Raw genomic sequence first — 21,616 nt, 5'->3', positions numbered from 1 at the left:
GGAGCTGCGCGCCATAACTTTTGATTTAGCACCTGGCTGAATTACATACTGGCCGAGTTAGCAGTAACTGTTTGCCGAAAGAGGGAAGGTTCCGCAATCCAGGCGGTTAGATCGGCTAAGGCGCGATCGCGATAGACTCCATAACGCTCGCGCTTATTCCGAACTCGCTGCGGCAGATCAGGAATAATGCCAAAGTTGGGTGGCATGGGCTGAAAATGCTTTGGTGTTGCCGAACTGATAAATTCAAACAGCGAACCACTCATAGTTGTTGTCGGTAGGACCACAGGCTCCAGCCCTTGAGCCAATCGCACTGCGTTCGTTCCTGCTAGCCACCCTCCTGCCGTCGCCGCTGTATAGCCTTCCGTACCGATCAACTGTCCTGCTGCCAGTAACGTAGGCCGCTGCTTAAACTGCAAGGTGGGATAAAGCAATTCCGGCGCATTGATAAACGTATTGCGATGCATCACCCCCATGCGCACAAATTCTGCTGACTCCAACCCTGGAATCATTTGGAACACCCGCTTTTGTTCACCCCAGCGTAGATTAGTCTGGAAACCGACTAGATTCCAGAGCTTGCCTGCCTTATCTTCCTGGCGCAGTTGAGCCACGGCATAGGGACGATATTTCTGGTTTTCCGGTGCTTTAAAGTCGCCGTAGCGGGCATCGAATAGACCTACAGGCTTGAGGGGGCCGTAGCGCATTGTGTCTTCGCCCCGGCGGGCCATTTCTTCAATGGGTAAGCAACCCTCGAAGAATTTAGCGGTTTCTTTTTCAAAGTCTTTGAGTTCAGCCTGTTCCGCTGCGCAGAGGGCTTGCCAAAAGGCTAAATATTGCTCCCGATTCATGGGGCAGTTTAGATAGGCTGCTTCGCCCCGGTCATAGCGTGAGGCCAGAAATGCTACGTCTCGGTTAATGGATTCACCGACGATGATCGGACTGGCAGCATCAAAAAAGCTGAGATAATCTTGTCCAGTAAATTGGTGTAGGCTCTCCGTTAAAGCGGCACTGGTCAACGGCCCAGAGGTCAATACGACAATGCCATCTGGGGGCAAAGTAGGCACTTCACCTCGGCGCAATTCGACATTAGGATGCTCAGCCAAAGTTTCTGTCAAATTGCGGCTAAAAACGCCTCGATCGACGGCTAAGGCTCCTCCGGCAGGAACTTGATGCTCATCGGCTTTGCGAATAATGATGGAGCCGAGCTGGCGCAGTTCCGCATGGAGCAATCCGGCAGCGCGATCGCTAGCTTGTGCACCAAAAGAATTACTGCAGACCAACTCAGCTAGATGATCGGTATGGTGAGCGGGCGTCAGCCGTTCTTCGTCCACCGAGCGCATTTCATGCAAAATCACGGGCCATCCCGCCTGGGCAATTTGCCAAGCTGCCTCCGTTCCTGCGAGTCCTCCCCCAATCACTTGAATAGGTTGTTTGTCGTCCATACTGTTCGTCTGGAAATATCTCCTTTACCAGGGTAGTCAATAAGCTTGCGATTGTTCTATCCCATTCCTCCTTGAATCCCGCCTACCCACCACATCTCGAAGGGGCAAAGTGAAACATATCTTACAACTGAGGGGGAGGTGGTGTGGACCTGGCAGGGAAAGCGGTAGCACAGAATTCCAGGGTGAATAAAACGATACAGTGAACAGTCTGAATTGCGAACAACTCCCAACTTGTTACAATCAGCTCACAGCGCATTAAGACGCAAACAAGTCAGAGTTCTGAATCCATTTTTTTGCCTTCCCATGTCACTTGTTGGTTCTTAGTGTGAAGAGCTTAGGGTATCAGTCAGCGCTAAGATGTCCGTTTCTCAAGCCCACACGATACGCAACGATCAGGCAATGGCAGCTAATGCTTTCCAAGCCTTTTTTGAGCTGTCTCCTCATTTATGTTGCATTATCTGTCCCGACTTTTCGTTTGTGCAATTGAATCAGGCTTGGACCCAGTCCTTGGGATGGTCTCTGTCAGAGCTAATGGCTGACTCCTTTCTGAATTCCGTAGATCCTCAGACTCAACCAGCCACCATCGCTGCCTATCAAACGGTCAAGGCAGGGCAAACCGTTCAGTTTCAGAATTGCCATTTGCATAAAGACGGTGGGTCTCGTGGTGTGGCGTGGCAGGTGTGGCAAGACGAACAACAATTAACCTATGGCATCGGCACCCTCCTGGACCAAGATGGTTCGCCAGCAACAGCCATGGAGCAAGAGATCCTCGCTGCCGAGACGATCCTTGACCCTCCACTCCCTCAGGCCGACTCCTTTTTAAGTCAGCAACTGTTGGCCCTCCAAACCCTGCAGGCTGATTTAGAAAGCCAGAAGTTGGAGACCACGGTTTCATCCCAAATTCTGTACGATATTTCCCTGCAAGGTAAACTTGCCCATGATGATGAAGCGTTACTCCAATCGATTTTAGAAGATGTCTGCTCGACGATTCCCTACGATATTTCTGGGGGCGTCTTTTTGACCCGGATGGATGATGTGTTGCGAGGCCATTTTGCCAAACGACAGCATCAACATCGTCCTCAGTGTAAGTTTTTTATTAAAACCAATCGTCCTCTTCCCCGCGCCATTGGACAAAGTATTCGGAACACCATCCTCAAAAATCTGGCCTATCTGAGTGGGGTGGATTTGCAGGCAGCCCAATTCAACGTGGATTTGCAGGCAGCCCAATTCAACGTTGATATTTTAGATCCCCAGGTGATTGATGGCCAAGCGTCCCCCTTGGGCGCGATCCAATCCCAATTGTTTGTGCCGCTCATTGTGCCCACTGAGCAAGAACCCCAGGTGATTGGGCTGTTGTTTGTTGGTGCTGAGCAAGCGGCGCAGTTTAATGAAGAGCATGTTCGTCTGCTTTATTTTGCAGCGAGCCATGCGGCTATGTTGATCCAAAGGCTACGATCGCGACTCGCCATCGACCAATTGGCTCAGGTGATCAAGAATCTGACGGATGGCGTCTTGTTGCTGGATCAAAAACGTCGCGTGGTGCTAGCAAACGGCAAAGCCCAGAACTATCTCGCCCTCTTGTCGGAAATGGGGACGGATAAATGCTTACGGCAATTGGGTAATAAGACCTTAGAAGAGTTGATGAACTGCGCACTGGATGATCCAGATTGCCGAGAAGTAACATTACTGGACCATCCTGATCGGGTCTTTGAGGCAACCATTAAACCGATTTCCCTGGATCCACACTTAGACTACTGGGTGGTGGTCATTCGAGACATTAGCGATCGCAAACGCTTTGAAGCCAAAATTCAACAGGCCCTGAACAATGCTCGTGAGTTAGTTGCCCTTAAATCTCGTGTGGTGCGTACCGTCTCCCATGAGTATCGCAGTCCGCTGGCCGTGATTCACATGGCGGCTGAACTTTTGGAAACGAAGAGAGAACAGCTGAATCCTGATCAAAGAAAGCATTTTTTAGGACGCATTCAGCAGGCCACTCGTTATATGACTGAGCTGGTGGACGATATGCTCTTAATCGAGCAGGCAGAATCCGGGGGGGTGGACTTTACACCCATTGAATTGGACTTAAAAGGGTTTTGTCAGCGGCTGATAGATGAGCACCAATTGTTGAGCAACCATAACCATACGCTACTGTTTATCTGTGAGGACGATGGTATCCCTCTGTCAGCGGATCCCAAGCTGTTGCGCCAGATTCTCACCAATCTCCTCACGAATGCGATTAAGTACTCTCCCGATGGCGGTTCGATCAAGGTTCAGCTCACCTATGGCGCAGAAGAGGCTGTCCTTTGTGTTGTAGACGAAGGCATTGGTATTCCATCCAAGGCTCAAGCTGAGGTATTTGAAGCCTTCTTTCGGGCGGAGAATGTCGATGTGATTCAGGGGTCGGGGTTGGGCTTGAGTATTGCCAAAAAGTTCGTGGAACTCCACGGAGGTCAGATTCAGATTGAGTCGCAAGTGAACCAAGGCACGACCGTGACGATTCGCTTCCCCATCAACGTGCAGACCCCTTAAAGGCTTTGGCGGGCTTTGGGTAGGGTGAAGGAAAATGTACTGCCTTGTTGCAGGACACTTTCAGCCCAAATTTCGCCTCCATGCAGATGGATAATGCGATCGCAAATAGCAAGACCAATCCCCATCCCATCGTAAGTGCGACATCTGGAGCTATCTCCTTGCTGGAAGCGAGCAAAAATATAGGAGAGCTGTTCAGCGGAGATTCCCATCCCTTCATCGATCACCCTGAACAAAATGCAGGAGGCTTGATCCACCACTTCAAGGGTCACTCGACTTTCTGGGGCAGAAAATTTGATGGCATTATCCAGTAAATGTTTAAAGGCTTGCAAAATATAATCGGGATCTACCCAGCAAGTAAAAGGCTCAATGGCTAAGTTGCTTCTTACCTCAGATTGGGAGGCTTGCTGTTCTATCCTGATCTCTGCCTGTTCTGCTGTATTAGCCATCAAAGCGATCGCTTTCTCCACCAACACCTTGGCATTGCAAGGTTCAAACTGCATGGTAATCAAGCCAGATTCTAGCTGGCTCAACTCCAAGATATTTTCGATCAGAAGCTTGAGCTGGTTGGCACTTTGAATTGCAATGTCTAACAATTGCAACCCTTCATCCGTTAAGTTCCCGATACACCCACTGGCCAGCATTTCTAAAGGGGCGTAAATCAGGGTCAAAGGAGTACGGAGTTCATGGCTAATGGTGGCAATCAGCTGATCTTTCAGTTGTTCCAGGTTTGCGGTCGCCCGAACCTCTCGAATAATCAGGGTATAACAATCGGTGGTGGAGAGTGGGGTCGATTGCTGCACCATGACTTCTAATGGCGGCTGAGTCAGATCCAGACGGGGGATATCCTGCCACAGTCGAGGTTCATCCCCCAAAAGCCATTCTTCGAGGGGCTTTTGGGCAAAGTTTTGCAGGCGCTGTTGGTAGTCAATATCAGCTAATTGTGGCAACAGTTGTTGAGCAACTTCATTGGTGAAGAGAATATGGCCCTCTCGACTAACAATAACGACCCCCTCAGAAAAATAGGTGGTGAATTGCGCTAGGCGATGTTTCTCAGCGGAGAGATGCGATCGTAACCGCCCTAAAGATACGGCTCCTTGATTGGCGACAGTGAACAGAAAACGAAGATGACTTTGGGTAAAGGCATTTGGGGCCGTAGCCCCTATCAGCAACATACCAACGGTCTCAGGACGATCGGGTTGCCCTGTTGTTTCCACCAGCATCGGTACCATAACCATCGATGCCAGGCGATACAGCGGTGGACAATCTGCATGGGGTTTACTTCTTTGCAAGGAGACATTCGTCTCGGCTGAGGATACCCCATTCATCAAACTAAATCCAGCCAGCAGTCGCTCTCGAATGTCAGCTTGAGCCTGATCGCTGAGCGGATGGGTGGAATTGAAGACTAATTGCAGATCACCCGGTACAGATATCAGTCCAGCGGCAACATCAATGGGTAATACACGATCAAGACTATTGATCAGCAAACTGAGTAAATCTTTATCGCCCAGAAGATAACTCACCTGGTGTGACAACTCAGACAATATCTCTAGCTCAAAGGTTCGCTGGAGCAATAACAATTCCAGCTCAGCATTCCGCGTCGATAATTGCTCTATTTCCCTTGAATGTTCCATCATGTAGACCTTTGCAGGTATCAACCCGATGTCGCTGGCAATAGAGTCAGAGAGATTGACTGACGATACTTGAAATTCCTTAATGCTGTTAGAGGATTCACAAACATGCTTTTGTGAAATACTCCAGACAGTTTAGAGTTCCAGATTCAACAAAAGATTGAAATTTTCTTTATTATTGCTTTATATTCTACGAGACCTAACTGGCATCTTGGGGATAAGAAATATTGCTTAACTGATAAGAGAAAGCATCACAGGGATTCCCGACGCCTCTAAACGCTTTCCAATGGTGTATCATGCCCCATTGTTTAGTAATAGTCGGTTTGAACCACAACACCTTCGCCATCCCGGATCCGATAGGGATAGGGGCGCGTATCCGCTTTGACCCCCCGGGCCTTCGTGATCCGCAGAGACGGATAGCCTGAATTGCCCAGCTGGTGCATTTCACCCCAATCGGGTCGGTACAGTTCAATCGAAATATCGTAGGCATTCACCAGACTGGATCTCAACTCTGGTTCTAGGATGCCTTTGAGGAAAATATCAAATAAAACGACACTGGGTTGATGTAAAAGACGGTTTTTTCGGTAGATGAGACTGACAAAATCGCTATGAGAATGAGCGATAGCTAGCGGCGTCAGGGAATCCGTAATGACACGACAGGGCTTTGGCATCTCATCCAGATGCTGGGCCAGCTTGTAGAGAAACACCTCAGTATCCTCAATGTTGAGGGAATGGGAGGAGTAGCCAAAGATATCCAATAGACGCAGCTGGCCAGATTCTATATAGGGTTGAGGAAGAAAACTCAGCTCTTCAAGGGCTTTCAGGGTCCGAGGGGTGGGGACATCAGCGCCAATATATAAAACGGAGTCTTGGCTCTTTAACCCTTCCATTAAGAATTGATAGGCAAGGGTCGTTTTGCCTAAACCAGATTCACCCCGCACGAGCCAAGTGGTCTCAAAGGATAAATCACCCTGAAATAAGGGCTGGACGGGCTGAAAACTGAAGGGAGTGCTGGCAATATTAGGAACGGTCTCTGGTGGTTCACGATCGTTAATATAAAAGACTTGGATGCCTGTATCCGTAATCTCCATCCGATGACGACCGGCTACATAATCCGCGGCCCGCATCTTAAAAATTTCTAGATATCGTTCCCGTCGTTTCCCCACCATTTCAGTGGATAAAACCAGGGTGCCATCGGCGATGGTTTCTTCAACGCCAAACCGAGATAAACGACGGGTATCGTTGGCGGGGATATCTGAAATCAGGATACCAACGCCACCAACCCGCTGCATTAGCGTTGCTAGCTGAAAGGTTTTTTCTCGTTGAATCGCCGGATCCTGAACCCGATACAGAAACACAGAGAGGGAGTCTACCACTAAACGACGGGGTTGGAAGCTCTCGACTTCTTGAATCAGCTGTTCTAGCTGTTCTTCAATGCGAATATCGGTTTGCGGGATAAACAGGACTCGAAGGAGTCCTTCCTGCTCATAGCGATCTATATCCCACCCAAAGCCAATAGCGCTGCGGTAGAGGCGATCGCGGGTTTCTTCAAAAGAGAGTAATAATCCTCGTTCTTGCTGACTGGCTCCTTCAATTAGAAATTGGAGAGCAAAGGTGGTTTTGCCCGTTCCCGACACGCCAGAGAGAATCAGTGATCGTCCTAAGGGAATGCCCCCTTTGAGCAGATTGTCTAGGCCGCTAATCCCCGTGGAAAGGGTGTCTTCTTCAACCTCCAGGTTATGTTCTCGGCGGCGTAGGGTTAGAGCCGGACTCAGTACTTTAATGCCATCATCAGAAATTAAAAATGGAAAGGGCTCCATCTGGGAATCTCGCCCTCGCATTTTATAAACCTGGAGGAAACGGCTAGGGGTGCCCGCTCTTTCTGAAATCGAGAGATAGAAGATACCGTCTGCGATCGCAAACTCCGTACTCTTCGTAATCAGGGTTTGGTCACATTCATTCACCAGAAACGACGTACAGCGAGAACTGGCCAGACGAATCGAGACATCAAAGCAAAAACGGCGGAAATCTCCTTCATCTTTAGCCAAATCATGGATGGCTTTAAAGGAGTCGATTACCAAGACTTCGGCGCGGTGATCATTCACCAATGCCATAATCTGGTCGGCAACGGCGGTTAGGGGATGTTCAATCAAAAAAGACCCCACATCCTGATAAATCACCCGTTCGCCAAACACTGCTCCATCAAAAAAGCTGAAGTACTGCATATAGCGCACCACTTTCATGGAAGGTTCAGACAGGGTGCTTAAGTACAGGGCTTTGGCTTCGGACTGATTTTGGATATAGCTAAAGAGAATCTGCTGGGCCAGAATGGTTTTACCACTCCCCGGTGATCCGGCAATCACATTGAGGGAATAGGCAGGAATTCCACCTCCCAACACTGCATCTAGGTTGGGAACACTCGTGGGCAGTAGTTTAATCTCTGGCATAGCCCTATAGCGTTGCCTTATAGAGGTCCTGATCGTCTGTTTGCGTAACCACCACCATGCCCTGTTCCCTCAGGGTTTCTAGCTCCTGGGAGAGATCTTCAAGCCCTAAGCCTGTGAGTTGAGACAGGGCATTGGCACTGGACAGTCCTTTCTCCTGCAACACCTCAACCACATAGCGAGCCTTGGTTGGTAAATAGAGCAGATCTTTATTGCGCTCTCTAAATACAGGAATTCCCGTTAATACGCCCGTCTGAGCTTTGACCATCTGGTCAATCCGAATGCCCTGATTGGTGATTTCAAAGGAGCGAATTTCCTTACTATGTTGGGACCCCCGCACCTTCATAATGCTGATCGCCCGTCCCATGCGTCCGGTTAGTTCCAGATAACGCAGCAAAATCACATTATCGACGACAAATGAGACGCCGTATTCACTCAATTGAAATGGTCCAAACATTTCGGGAATTTCATTGGTGAGTAGGGTGGTGACCCCTTGCAACTTGAATTGGTTGACGAGGGAGTAAATATAGTCTTTGAAGCGCACCTTATCCGGGGTGGCAATTTCAATATCTTTCAGAGAATCGAGCAGCACGCGTTTGGCCCCCACCTTTTTGACGGCTTCCTTGACGCGGGCAGCATGGATATCGGGCTGCAGTTCCACGGGAGAGCTGTAAAGATGCACCAGTAGCCCCTGCTTTTCCATCTCTTCCAAATCCCAACCGAAGGAATAGGCAATCTCCCGCAGCTGTTGAGGATTCTCTTGAAAGGTGACAATGACGCCGGGTTCTCCAGCTTTGACCCCTGCCGTAATTAAATGGAGTCCCAAGAGTGTCTTACCCGTGCCAGCGCCTCCCGCTACCATCGTGGCTGACCCTTGAGGAACGCCCCCTTCGAGCATCGTATCTAGCTCATCCACCCCTGTGGACACTCGCTGCCGTTGACTGAGGATAATTTCACCCGATTCTTCCACCGTTTTAATCCGGGGATAAACGGTGAGACCGGTATTGTCGATGTCGAAAGGATGAAGCCCGGTTGAGTAGCTTTCCCCCCTGAGCTTAAGGACGTTCACGTAGCGCTGGTAATGCAGTCCTTGATGCATATTGTGGAGTTGGATGATACCGTCTGCGATCGCAAAAATCGGTTCACTCTCAATTTCTTCTGGCGTGTACTCACCAATCAGTAATGCCGTCACGCCCCAAGTGGTGAGCTGGACCGACAGATCATAACCAAACTTACGGACTTCAACCGGATCTTTAGCCATATCATGAATGGCCTTAAAACTATCAATCGCCACGATTGACGGCTTGTGCTCCTGCACATGCTTGACAATCACATTGGTGGCATCTTCCAGACCCTTTTCCCGGATCACTTCACCAATATCGAGATAATTGACATCACTGCCGACTTTTTCGGCATCAAAAAAACTAAATCGCTGCAAGTAATGGAGCAGCTTGACGGACGGTTCCGAGAGGGTGACGAGATAGAGGGCCTTGCGATCGGGGCTGGCATTGCTATAGAGAATTTGCTGGGTAAAAATCGTCTTCCCCGCCCCAGGGGGGCCCGTGACAATATTGATGGATAGTTCGGGAATACCGCCTGAAAGGATAGGGTCTAAACCGGGAATATGGGTGGGTAACTTGCCTAAGGATTTGCGAGCACGTGGCGTTGTCATATGAGCTGTCGTCCCTCAATTTCCTTAAGCAGTTGTTGCACCAAAATATCTCCTGTGAGCATGGCTAGAATATCAATCAAATTGGCAATCAACTCCTTAAGAGCGTCCCGCATTGCTAGCTTCTCTTCTTCCCCAAGACGTTGGCGCAATACGTCAAATGAAACCCCCTCTGCCCTGACTTCCAAGTGATGAATCACCGGATATTTCTCTGCAGTCAGTACTAATGCCCGCTCCATGATGGCGGTCACCGTGACTCGACCGAGGGTGGGCATAATCCGGTTCCAAATCGTTTTTAAGAGATCCTCATAAATTTCAATGACCTCTTCCTTGCGGGCGATGGTTTTGGCTTGATCAACACGCTCCTGTACGCTTTCTTCAGAAACGTTATTCGCTTGATCAGGGGGTTGTCCCGAGTGGCTCATGGGGTTCTCTTCAAAGGATGCTCCAATATGAACCTAGATAGAGCTAAGTGCAGATTGGATAAGTTGTCAAAACACAGGTAAAAATGCTTTAGATAGTCATTCCATATCATGTTCCACTAAGCACTGTACACCCTGTATTCCTTCATTCGGCCTAAATGCAACATTGGGTAATCTCCTAACCTTGCTTAATAATGCAAGCCGTTGATCTGAATAGTATTTTGACTTTCATGAAGGAGTCCCTAAGATACATTAGGAATTCTTCTTATAAAGATGCAGTTTACCGTTCAAATCCTCTCAATCCGTTCGTTGATGTGATGCGTACGGTCAGAGTAAACGAGCTTCGGTTCAAATGTTTCTCAAGGGTTTGCAGCGGACGCACAAGCTTTATATAGAGTGTGGTAGAGCAGTCAGGCTGTTGATTTGCGGCACCCAGATTTCCCTTTGTTATCTCAGTCACTCAGGAACAATAGAAGATTGCACATTATCCTCTCCTGGCAGCAGGGTAACGCGACAAGAGCGGCGGGCATTGGCAAACTGTGGATCTTGCCAGGAAAAGTCAAAATGGCTGACCGTCCGAATTTGGGGAGCAACCCGACGAATGGCTGCCATTTGAACTTCTAAGGAGGGGCGACTGCGAAATGCCCGTCCCCATTGGCCTGCAATCACAGGTTTGACTTGGGCAGCGCTAGTTCGCTGCAAGACCTGCTCTACTTGCTGAACAATACAGCTTGTATCACCACAGGTGCCATAGGACATGGCATGCCATTCAATATTTTTGGGGAACCGATGCCAGGGCTGCATTCTGGAGTCATAGCCTTTCCCGATCCGACGATTAGCATCGGGGAAAAAGGCTGCCCCGGCGGGAATCCCTTGGCGCATGGAGGTGGTGGCAAAAATCGATAGATAGTCCACAATCCCTTGATAGGCATGGGCGACACTGAGCAGCCATAAATCCCAATTAAGGCGTGTGGTGCGAATGTCAATCGGTGGTAACTGACTGCTAGGGAGGTTGCGGCCTTGCCAGAGGGCAGCTTTCTCCTGGGGGTATTGGGCATCGATGCTTTTGAGTTCTCCAGCCGAAATCCGTCCCTGCTGCAGATAGCGTTGGATGACGGTCCGCCCCTTTTGATTCGTGGCTCGGTTAATCAAGGCTTGTTGGGCTGCATTACCAAAAATCCATAGATCATTAAGCTTACTGCTCACGGAAGCTGCCCCCTTTTGCCTGGGGTAGCGAATATAGTCAAACAGGACACCATCCGGGCGACGCTGTAATATTGCTTGCAGCATCTGAGCATAATCTTGGCGGGCCTGGGGGCTGTAGGGGTCCACAAAGGCGTTATCAATGTCACCATCTAAGCTAATACTGGCATCCGTGTGATCATTGAGGGTCAAACTCGTTTGACCGTAGCCATTGCGGGCCATGGCCGATTGCCGATCGGGACGTTGAGTATAGGGGTGACCATAATTGAGGCTAAACATCCAAGCATAGACCTTCAGACCTCTGGCTCGCCCTTTTTGAATCGCCTCTGCCAGTAAATCCCGATTGGCATACTTGGGATTGCGAATCTCTGAGGGCCAAGCAGTTGGATTATTGCTGGAGGGCAGCAAGACACGACCGTTGTAAAACACCTCTACATAAACTTGGTTATAGCCCCGACTGACGATCCGATCCAGCAGTGTATCGAGGACACCGGGTTCTAAGTCACATTCATGCAACCGCAGCCAAATAGCCTGATTTTGGGGCCAATTGCGGGCTCGACATTGCTGTAGTTCACGAGCATCTTCAGCGACTTGTCGGTCATAGGCCCGCTGAGCTTCAGTATCTCCAGCAATGGCTGCGCGTAGGAGGCTGAGTTTGGCTTTGGCTTCACCGGCTGGGGAATGACAGAAGCCTGGCACTTGCGCCTGGACGGGCGCCATGCTGATGCTAGCGGGCAAGGCCAGAGAACAAAGTGCCAGAGGCAACCAAGAAAATGTCTTTGTCATAGGGGCAGCAGAGGAGTGCAGAAAGTAGAGGTTCACCTGATCTCAACGCCAACCGCTTTGCAATCTCATAGATTGGTAGCCGCTGGCAAAGGCATCCATCCCCACTTATAAAATACGAGGGGATCGATTATGTGCTGACTTAAGGATGAATCAAGCTTAGATAGCCCAGATCAGCAGGGAATCGTCGCTCTGCACATATCGAGATGCTATTCCCTCTGACGCAAGGTTATTCGAGGCGGTTCCAAGGTTGGGACTGATAGGTTGGTGTTGAGGTCGAAAACCGCTAGGGAATTGCGATCGCACCCAGTAACTGCTCCACAATCCCTTGGGCAGAATGGCCAGCCGCAGGAATCAGGCGATGGCGGAGGACGTAGGGTGCTAAAAATTTGACATCATCGGGTAAAACGTAATCTCTCCCGTTCAGCAGCGCTAAGGCTTGGCTGGTACGTTGGAGGGTCACCGTTCCCCTAGGGCTGATACCCAACGTAATATCATCGTGCTCCCGTGTCGCGCGGACCAACGCCAAAATATAGCGCTGGACGGAAGATTCCACATGAATGGCCCTACAGTCTTGCTGCAGCTGCTTGACCTCTGCCAAGGTAATGCAGGGCTGTAAGGTCTGAAAAGATTGGCCGGATTGCAGACGCTCCAGCATTTGCAGTTCTTCGGTTTCTGAGGGATACCCCAGACTCAAAGATAAGGCAAACCGATCCAGTTGGGCTTCCGGTAAGGGAAACGTACCCTGATATTCAACAGGGTTTTGGGTGGCAATTACAAAAAATGGGTCGAGAACGGGATGAGAGACCCCATCAATGGTGACTTGGGCTTCTTCCATCACCTCCAGCAGGGCAGACTGGGTTCGGGGTGTGGCGCGGTTAATTTCATCCGTGAGCAAGACATTGGCAAAAATAGGTCCGGCTAAAAACTCAAATTTGCCTTCTTGGGGATTCCAAATATTGGTCCCGGTTAAGTCACTGGGAAGTAAATCGGGAGTGCATTGAATCCGGTGAAATTGACCATCAATGGAGCGGGCCAAGGATTTCGCTAGGAGGGTTTTACCGACACCAGGCACATCTTCCAGGAGGGCATGGCCGCCTGACAGCAAGGCAACCAGGACTAACTGAATGGCCTCATGTTTGCCGACGATAACGGTCCCGAGATTATCTTGCAGGCGCTGCACTGGAGGCCGGACACTGGTCAGAGTATTCACCATAGCTACCTAAAAAGATGGGTTATACAACCGCTGCGAGGGATGCCCGAGCGATCTCACAATCTGCCTGGATTTGGGCTTTGAGATCCGCTAAAGAGGCAAATTTTTGTTCCGATCGCAGAAATTGCTGCAAATGCACAGTCACAGTATGCCCATACAGATCCCCAGACCAATCGAGTAGATGAACTTCTAAGGTGGGTTGCTGACCGTCTACTGTAGGGCGGCAGCCCCAGTTCATGACGCCAGGTTGGGGTTGAGACCAAAGGTTGCTGGTAACGCTAACGCTATAAACGCCCGTCCGAGGGCAAAATTTATCCGTAGGCACCTGCAAATTTGCGGTCGGAAAGCCTAGGGTACGGCCTAACTGCTGCCCTTTAACCACGGTTCCTGTGAGGTCATAGGCTCGTCCCAACATTTGCTGGGCTTTCTCCAGGTTCCCTACCAGTAAAGCTTCACGAATGGCAGAGCTGCTAATGGGTTCTGAACCGTTTGTTTGGGGGGCAGTAATGGAGACGGGGATTTGGTACTGACCTGCGATCGCAACCAAGTCTTCTGCTGTTCCTGCCCGCTGATAGCCAAAACAAAAATTAAAGCCCACGCTAATAAACTGCGCCTGCAGCTTGGCCACCAAAATATCCTGGACAAAGTCTTGGGGACTGAGATTGGCCAAGGCTTGGTCAAAGGGAATCAGCACCAGCTGATTGACCCCTAACTGTTCCAATAATGCTGTTTTTTCAGGAAGTGGCGTGAGTAGGGGCTGATGCTCACCCGAAAAAAAAGCCTGAGGGTGTGGATTAAAGGCAACCACCGTGACCTGGGTGGTATCTGAGCGGTTAGACAGCAGAGACTGAATGACCTGGCAATGCCCTTGATGGATGCCATCAAAGTTACCAAGGGCAATCACCGTTGGTGTTCGAACCGTCTCTAATGATGAAGTAACCCACACAACTCAAATTCTGACACAGTTTAGGCCCGTCAGCTTAATCATGCACGATCAGGCACGGAAGAAATGGCGCGGCCAAGTTCGGCATACTGTAAAGAAGATTGGCCATTCGGGGTGAGGGTAATGCTTAGGCCTTCTTGGGCAATGATTGAGTTCGTAAATCGATGACCTGCTTTGCGCCCGATATCATCTAAGAAAACATCATTGTGGAGGGGATCATGATGGAAAAGAACGAGCTGATCGACCTTCGCCGCTTCCGCAATTTTAATCGCTTCTTGCCAGGTGGAATGTCCCCAGCCCACCTTGCTATTGCCCGCTTCATGATATTCAGCGTCAGTATAGGTGGCATCGTAGATCAATACATGGGCTTGATCGGCCAAGGCCAACACATTAGGGTCTAGGGCGTCTGGGAAATGCTCAGTATCGGTGATATAGCTGACCGTCAATCCCTGCCATTCCAACCGATAGCCGATAGACCCGCCGGGATGATTGAGGATGGCATTGCGAATCGTAATATCTTCAACTTCGACGGTTTGGCCCGCTTCCAAATCATAAAAATCCAGACTTCCCCCCATAATCTGTAGAGGCACAGGGAAGTTGGGGTGCAGCATCTGATCCGTTAGGCGTTTCTCAATGGTCTTACCATCGGATCCTCTGGTGCCGTAGATATGGAAACGGTTACCCGGCATAAATGCAGGGGCGAAAAAGGGAAATCCTTGAATATGATCCCAGTGGGTATGGGAAAAGAAAATATGAGCTTCGACCGGTAGATGCTTAAGAAGCTCTTGTCCCAGAACTCTAAGGCCTGTCCCACCGTCAAAGATGAACTTTTGGTGTCCGGCTTGCACTTCCACACAGGGGGTATTGCCACCGTAACGAACGGTGTGTAGCCCTGGACAAGCAATACTGCCCCTGACGCCCCAAAAGCGAACCGTAAGCTTTTCTTGCATAAATGGCTTGTGGATGGCCTGGACCGAATCGGCCGTTAGTCCAATCATATCGAAGCAATGAAACTTCTGCGGGTTTCTGTGAATTTTAGCCCAAATAAGAACAATTCGTGTGATCAAATTACGGATTGTCGGTTCTGGAGGGGTGTAAGCCAGGCCAATAAAGGATTTAGACTATTGTTCGCAGTCAGATTATATTGCAAAGGCGTGATTGCAATGCATCGTTGACGAATCGCCTGAACATCTGTGAGGATAAACGGATCGGCTATCCTATCGTCTTCTAAATCTTCCATCACCTCTCCTGCCAGCCAATAATACGTTTTTCCTCTCGGATCGATTCGTTTTTCGAATAGGTCATGGTAACGACGGATCCCCTGACGAGTGAGGGCCACCCCTTGAATCTGATCGGCAGGTACAGCAGGGACATTCACATTTAGCAACATAGGCTCTGATAAAGGATGCTGAATCAGATGTTCTAATAACTGTTGGCCAAAATTAGCCGCTGGCTGGAACTGTTGGTCTGTAAAGCTGCCATAACTAAAGGCAATACTCGTAATTCCTTCAATGACTCCTTCCATGGCTGCTGAGACCGTCCCTGAGTACAGGACGTCTGTGCCTAAATTGGGACCTTGATTAATCCCCGACAAGACGAAATCTGGTGGACTGTCTAGGAGTGCGCCTAGGGCTAACTTGATACAGTCTGCAGGCGTGCCAGAACAGGCCCAGGCGGTGACCTGATCGACAAACATGGACTGCACTTGTTCGGCGCGTATGGGCTGATGGATGGTGAGCCCGTGCCCGGTGGCAGAGCGTTCTCGATCCGGGCAAACGACGGTGACCTCATGGTCTAGGGCCAGCGTATTGGCTAAGGCCCTGACACCGGGGGCAAAAATACCATCATCATTGCCAACTAAGATTTTCATGGACCTCCGATCCAGACAAAGACAGCTCGATTATTTGTGCAGGATTGTATATTATCGATGCTGCTTGCATCTTACAGATGAAGACTGCTGAATTGATGTTAGAGTAGCCTGTCTTCAAAAATTGCTCCTAGAGTAAGGTATGGCTGCAGAACTTTCTCTTATTGTCGATATGGTAGCGGTTTTAGGGACTGCTGCTGTGGGTGGTTATCTCACGACCCGTCTGGGACAGCCTGCCTTATTGGGCTATTTACTCGCAGGCTTGGCCGTGGGGCCGTCTGGCTTAGAGATTGTTAAAGCCGAAGGAGCCATTAACTTTTTTGCGGAAATGGGCGTCGTCTTGCTGCTCTTTGCCCTGGGGGTTGAGTTCTCTTTCAGCAATCTCTTAAAAGTCCGCAAAATTGCCTTGGGCGGCGGTACCTTGCAAGTTCTGCTCACCACCCTGTTGGGCGGTGGCTTGGCCTACTTCACCCAGTGGGTCGAGACGTTCCCCCAAGCGATTTTTTTGGGAGCAGTGCTCTCCCTCTCCTCAACGGCTGTGGTGCTCAAAAGTTTGATTGAGCGCAATGAGATGCAGACGGTTCATGGCCAAGTCATGTTGGGAATTCTGATTATTCAGGATTTGAGTTTGGGATTGATGCTGGCGGTATTGCCCATCTTGACTCAACCGGCTGCCACCATCGGCCAAGCCTTGCTGATTGCGGTGCTCAAAACCGCCTTGTTTTTTCTCTTAGCCATTGTTGCAGGACTAAAAATTGTCCCGACCCTGATGAAAAAAGTGGCTCAGACCGGTTCGCAAGAGCTGTTTGTGCTGAGCGTGGTTGCTCTGTGTATGGGAGTGGCGTTGGCCACAGCGTCCATGGGCTTAGGGATTGAGATGGGGGCATTTGTCGCCGGATTAATGATTTCCCAGGTGGAATATGCAGACCATGCCCTGCAAAGTATTTTGCCCATGCGAGATGTCTTTGCCACCTTGTTTTTTGCCTCGATTGGCATGCTGATTGACCCCTTATTTTTAGTTCAAAATTTGGGGACTCTGCTGAGTTTGGTGGCGATTGTGATGGTCGGCAAGGCCCTGATCGTGACGACTTTAGTGGTGATCTTTGGCTATGGTTTCAGCACGGCCCTAAAGGTGGGTTTGGGCATTAATCAAATTGGGGAATTTTCTTTTGTGCTGGCGGGGGTCGCTGTGGAGCTGGATCTGTTCTCTCCTCGACTCTATGGATTGATGGTGGGGACGACGGCCATTACTCTGCTGATTACCCCCTTTGTGTTTAAGCTGTCAACGCGTCTTCCCAGGTATCTTCAGCGTATTCCGGGGATTGGTCGCTGGTTTATCTATGCCCAACGGCCCCGAGAAGTGGTGATTCCCGAGGGGTTAACAGGGCATTGTGTTGTGGCTGGCTATGGTCGGGTTGGGCAAACCTTGGTACGGATGTTGCGATCGCAACGTCATCCCGTCCTAGTGATTGAAAATAACGAAGCGACCCTCCAGACCTTGCGAGATCAAAAACTTCCCTATCTATTTGGGGATGCCTCTAGTGAACTGGTCTTACGTAAATCTAAACTTGATCGAGCCCGCGTCTTAGCTATTGCCTTGCCTGATCCTTTAGCCACTCGGTTAACCCTTAAGCGAGCCCTAAGCATGGTTCCTGGTTTAGATGTCACGGTCCGTGCCCATGCAATCCAAGAAATTGACGTGCTCTACCAACTGGGAGCCAAAGAGGTAGTCCAGCCAGAATTTGAAGCATCCCTAGAAATGGGAGCTCATGTCCTACTCAACTTGGGGGACCCGATTCAACAGGTGCAAACCATTGCCAATACCTATCGGGCCGGCCACTACCGGGAAATTGTGCCGAAACAGTTGGGGGATCGGATGCCCCCCGAATTAGGCAGTGCGGTGGAAGGACTCGAAGGTCGCTGGTATGCCCTAAAGCCTAACTCTCCCTTTATCAATCAAACCATTGCCCAAACCCAGATCCGGAGTCGAACGGGAGCCACCATTATGGCGGTGCGGCGGGGCCAACGTATCTTTCGATATCCCCATGCCCAGACTTTACTGGAAGTCGGTGATCGATTGCTGTTAGTGGGCAGCCCCCACGAGCGCCATGCCTTTGAGAACCTACTTGCACAAACCACTCCCTAGGAATAGGTCATCTGTCAAAGCGGCCCATTAAGCTTCAAGGTGGGGATCATGGGCTGGTAGAATTTATTCGCTCAATTGTATTGATGTATTCATGTCATTTTTCCTGCCTGCCCTACTTCTCGCTCAAGCAAGTACGATTGCCGCCGCCTCCGAAGTGGTCATTCCCCAGGAAGTCAGGGCCTTACCGGGAGAACTGGATAAATTCCCTGTTTTTAATAGCAATAGTCCAGAAATTGTTAAATCGGAAGGTATTCTTTTATCGACCTTTCCTGAAACAGGTAAACAGTCTCCTGACGCTCATTTGAACTATGCCTTATCCGGTCGATTTGATGTGTTTGCCCATCATGTCACCCGAATTGACTCCAAAAAAGGTAAGCGCCCTCTTTATTTAGGGGTGCTATTGCATAATCCCACCAGCAAGCCTGTCAAGGTGTTGGTACTGCAGGCCAATAGCTATCTAAGTCAGTCCCAGGCCCCTTTTGTGGATCTTCCATCTCAGACCGCTGATCCAGGGGGTAACGTCTATTCGGGTCCGGGAAGTCGGACGGCGGGTGATGTGCTGCGTCGGCAACGGCAAGCCGGTTGGGACACCAATCTGGTGATTCCGCCCGGTGAAAGCAAAATGCTGGTGAATTTGCAGTTGCCCCCCAGCAATAGCCGCACCACCTGGCTACGCCTCTGGACCAACGGTAAGCTCTACGCTGCCAGCATGACCCGATATGCTCGCTCTCCTTCGAAATGGAAGTTTCAGGCCCCTTTGTTGGATGATTGGAAGCAAACGCTGACCAAGGGCAGCTTGGTATCGCCGAGAGATCAACCACCCACACCCCCCGACTCTAAGGCCGAGAAGTTTTTCTATGGCCGAGTCGCGGGAGTGTCTCAAGGCTCGGAATGGAAAGCCAAAGTGACCAATAAACCGGGGGATGACGAGCTAGATATCCCGAAGCCCGGCAAGGCCTTTTCCTATGTGATCAATTCCTTAGATCGCGGCACATTAGGCACCGGGCAGATTCAAAGTGCGCCGATGCTGGTGCGCTATGGTGATACGGCCTATAAATCCCATGGCAATTATGGATTGCGATATAGCCTGGATCTGCCCCTAAAAAATACAACGAAAGACCCCCAGAAAATTTCTCTGTCCTTGCAAACCCCCATCAAAGAAGATGAGCTTACCCAAAAAGGCTTGCGCTTCTTCAAGCGGCCAACAGGGTCAGCCTTTTTTCGAGGAACGGTCAAGCTCAGCTATACTGACACCTTTGGCAAGGCCCAAAGACGCTTCTTTCACTTGGTGCAGCGACGGGGTCAACGCGGCAAGGCTCTGCTGACACTTCCCATCGATCCCAAACAGCAGAAGCTGGTCAATGTTGAGTTCCTTTATCCGCCAGATTCTACGCCTCCCCAAGTGCTGACCATCAGAACACTCACCAAAGATTAGGAGGTTTGTTGATGCGCGCTGGGCTGTTTCGGGACCCACGTTCTACCTCTTGTTCTGGAGTGACGTTGAGCTCCCTTGTGTTAGTCGGAACCTTACTGGTGGGCTGTGGCCCTCCTAGTACACCCGTTGGGCCGTTGGGTGAACCTTTCACCTTCTCTGAGTATGAACAGGAGTCCGATCAATCTAGTGTGCAGGAGCCTGAAGCAACGCCGCACCAAGCGACCTTTCGTTTGGGTGAGTCCCAAGCCGAGCTGCGTTTAGCGTGGAAGAGTATAAAACCCAAGAATCATGCTTATCTCTCCTCTGCAGCGATTGAGGTGGTCAAAGCTGATCCAAATCTCAGCATTACGATGGGTGATGCTAGCAATCCCGTCAATATTGGTACATCTGAAGCGGCGATTGAACAGCGTTCATTGTTGATCACTTGGCATCGTCAAGGCTGGCTACAGTCTCAAAGTAAGACACTCAAAATTAACTTTTCTGCTAATGGGGAATGGACGGTTGAGTAGTTTATTGTTCTTTACTCTGACAAACCTGATCGTTCAAGTAACTCTACAACTACAGAAAAGCCGGCCTGCTCCTGACAACGATCCTGTGCATATATCAAAGCTGTTTTACCCGCATTATCGTGAATATTGAGATCAGCACCCACCGAAATGAGTGTTTTGAGAGCCTCAATAGCAGGCTTTGAATACCCCCAAGTTACGCTATGTATCAAGGCTGTACGGCCTGCTTTGTCTTGAAGATTTGGATCTGCTCCTGCTGCTACCAACAGCTTAATAATCTCTTGAACGTTTTCTGCAAAATGGCAGGCATAATGACTTGCTACTTTCATCAAGGCTGTCGTGCCTGCATCTGGACCATCATCATCACTTTGAATATTGGGATCTGCGCCTGCCTCCAGCAATATCTGAACTATCTGTTGCAAGCCAGAAGAGGCTGCATACATTAACGCAGTTTGGTTGCTAGCACCGATTGCATTGATATCTATTCCACGTCGAAGGCCCCACTGAATAACGTCCATCTGTCCTAACATGGCACCTTTGATAAAAGCTTCTACATCTGTGTTTTGTTCTCGTGCTTTTCGCTTTAAAGCTTTATGTAGGGTGTATTCTGCATATCTTTGAGTTTCTTCAGAGACAAGAGGAAAAAGATAGTTATAAACCTCCAAATGTCCACAATAGGCAGCACCGAATAAAGGAGAATCCTCATCACTTGTCCATGAATCCACTAGGGCACCTGCTTCCACTAATGTCTTAACAACTTCCACATAACCCTGGTCAGCTGCCACGACTAATGGTGTTTCTTTAGTGATGCTAGGTCGATTTACATCAATCCCTGACTGGACAAGGATCTGAACCACATCCGGTCGTCCTGCTTGGCTGGCGGCCTGTAAGGGGCCGTAGCTGTAGTACTGATGCACATCGATAACAGCAAGCAGAGTGTGCAGCGCTGCAAGACTGCCTCTTTCACAAATACCAACCAAAACTTGGCCAAGCATTTCTGGCATCGCAGATTTCAAGATTTGGAGAATATCCTGATGACCCGCTACCGCAGCGGCCCAAATAGCCATCGGTCCTGATGCGCGAAAATCTCCAAACTCACCCTTGCTTCCCTGGGGTTCTGCGATCCCTGGGGAAGCGAAATTGGCTCCAGCAACCAATAAGATCTCTACAATGTCGGTGTAACCCTTCTGAGCTGCAATCACTAAGCCAGGAATATTGCAGTCATCCCAGGTATCAGGAGAGAATCCAGCATCTAACAAACTACAAACCTGATTGCAATCCCTTTGCTGAATTGCGGCAATCAAAGCCTGACCGTTGCTTTCTTTGCTCATTATCTAATGTTGGCGATCACCAGGAATAGGTTGTTATCCTACTCTTAAAACTAGCTCC

General features: G+C 49.8%; 15 protein-coding genes. 4 read left to right on the top strand and 11 right to left on the bottom strand.

All coding sequences use genetic code 11. The annotated features are described in order from the left end of the window. Positions 1-41: 41 nt before the first annotated feature. Entirely contained in the window at positions 42-1,439 is a 1,398-nt protein-coding gene (gene trmFO, locus ON05_RS14835) for an FADH(2)-oxidizing methylenetetrahydrofolate--tRNA-(uracil(54)-C(5))-methyltransferase TrmFO (protein WP_010476233.1), read from the bottom strand. 357 nt (positions 1,440-1,796) lie between these two features. Here trmFO and ON05_RS14830 point away from each other — a divergent pair, with 357 nt between their 5' ends. Further along, positions 1,797-3,968 (top strand): ATP-binding protein, encoded by a 2,172-nt coding sequence (locus tag ON05_RS14830; RefSeq protein WP_010476231.1) that lies wholly within the window; start codon positions 1,797-1,799, stop codon positions 3,966-3,968. On the opposite strand, the gene ON05_RS14825 is transcribed toward ON05_RS14830, so the two are convergent. From ON05_RS14825 to surE, 9 genes are all read right to left on the bottom strand, one after another. Beyond that, a complete protein-coding gene (locus ON05_RS14825) occupies positions 3,965-5,602 on the bottom strand; it encodes a cell wall metabolism sensor histidine kinase WalK (RefSeq protein ID WP_029315363.1) in 1,638 nt (545 codons plus the stop codon). The two genes, ON05_RS14830 and ON05_RS14825, sit on opposite strands and share 4 nt — an antisense overlap. Positions 5,603-5,904: 302 nt before the next feature. Next, positions 5,905-8,043 (bottom strand): ATPase domain-containing protein, encoded by a 2,139-nt coding sequence (locus ON05_RS14820; protein ID WP_010476227.1) that lies wholly within the window; start codon positions 8,041-8,043, stop codon positions 5,905-5,907. Between the two features lie 4 nt (positions 8,044-8,047). After that, on the bottom strand, positions 8,048-9,712 hold the full coding sequence (locus tag ON05_RS14815; RefSeq protein WP_010476224.1) for an ATPase domain-containing protein: 1,665 nt from the start codon (positions 9,710-9,712) through the stop codon (positions 8,048-8,050). After that, positions 9,709-10,134, bottom strand: coding sequence for a hypothetical protein (locus tag ON05_RS14810; protein WP_010476223.1), 426 nt, complete (start codon positions 10,132-10,134; stop codon positions 9,709-9,711). The genes ON05_RS14815 and ON05_RS14810 overlap by 4 nt, the downstream gene beginning before the upstream one ends. A 453-nt stretch (positions 10,135-10,587) precedes the next feature. Beyond that, on the bottom strand, positions 10,588-12,120 hold the full coding sequence (locus tag ON05_RS14805) for a family 10 glycosylhydrolase (RefSeq protein ID WP_236619029.1): 1,533 nt from the start codon (positions 12,118-12,120) through the stop codon (positions 10,588-10,590). A 283-nt stretch (positions 12,121-12,403) separates the two neighbouring features. Then, complete coding sequence (locus ON05_RS14800) at positions 12,404-13,333, bottom strand: MoxR family ATPase (protein ID WP_010476221.1); 930 nt, start codon at positions 13,331-13,333, stop codon at positions 12,404-12,406. A gap of 19 nt (positions 13,334-13,352) precedes the next feature. Continuing rightward, positions 13,353-14,276 (bottom strand): bifunctional riboflavin kinase/FAD synthetase, encoded by a 924-nt coding sequence (locus ON05_RS14795; protein ID WP_010476220.1) that lies wholly within the window; start codon positions 14,274-14,276, stop codon positions 13,353-13,355. A 38-nt stretch (positions 14,277-14,314) separates the two neighbouring features. Next, entirely contained in the window at positions 14,315-15,271 is a 957-nt protein-coding gene (locus ON05_RS14790) for an MBL fold metallo-hydrolase (RefSeq protein ID WP_010476219.1), read from the bottom strand. A 65-nt stretch (positions 15,272-15,336) separates the two neighbouring features. Then, the gene (surE, locus tag ON05_RS14785) at positions 15,337-16,143 is read right to left on the bottom strand and encodes a 5'/3'-nucleotidase SurE (RefSeq protein ID WP_010476218.1); all 807 of its coding nucleotides are present in this window, start codon (positions 16,141-16,143) and stop codon (positions 15,337-15,339) included. A gap of 139 nt (positions 16,144-16,282) precedes the next feature. On the opposite strand from surE, the gene ON05_RS14780 reads away from it, so the two are divergent. The 3 genes from ON05_RS14780 to ON05_RS14770 all read left to right on the top strand — a co-directional run bounded on the left by ON05_RS14780 (position 16,283) and on the right by ON05_RS14770 (position 20,230). Beyond that, on the top strand, positions 16,283-18,286 hold the full coding sequence (locus ON05_RS14780) for a cation:proton antiporter (RefSeq protein ID WP_010476217.1): 2,004 nt from the start codon (positions 16,283-16,285) through the stop codon (positions 18,284-18,286). Between the two features lie 91 nt (positions 18,287-18,377). Beyond that, positions 18,378-19,721, top strand: coding sequence for a DUF3370 domain-containing protein (locus ON05_RS14775; protein ID WP_010476216.1), 1,344 nt, complete (start codon positions 18,378-18,380; stop codon positions 19,719-19,721). 11 nt (positions 19,722-19,732) lie between these two features. Beyond that, positions 19,733-20,230 carry a hypothetical protein gene (locus tag ON05_RS14770; RefSeq protein ID WP_010476215.1) on the top strand — a complete coding sequence of 166 codons (498 nt, stop codon included), beginning with the start codon at positions 19,733-19,735 and terminating at the stop codon, positions 20,228-20,230. An 11-nt stretch (positions 20,231-20,241) separates the two neighbouring features. On the opposite strand, the gene ON05_RS14765 is transcribed toward ON05_RS14770, so the two are convergent. After that, entirely contained in the window at positions 20,242-21,558 is a 1,317-nt protein-coding gene (locus tag ON05_RS14765; RefSeq protein WP_010476213.1) for an ankyrin repeat domain-containing protein, read from the bottom strand. Between the last annotated feature and the right edge of the window lie 58 nt (positions 21,559-21,616).

The sequence above is a fragment of the Acaryochloris sp. CCMEE 5410 genome (assembly GCF_000238775.2).
In the GTDB taxonomy this organism is placed as follows: domain Bacteria; phylum Cyanobacteriota; class Cyanobacteriia; order Thermosynechococcales; family Thermosynechococcaceae; genus Acaryochloris.
Note: the sequence above shows the minus strand (reverse complement) of the source record. Positions and strands in the feature narration are given on the sequence as shown.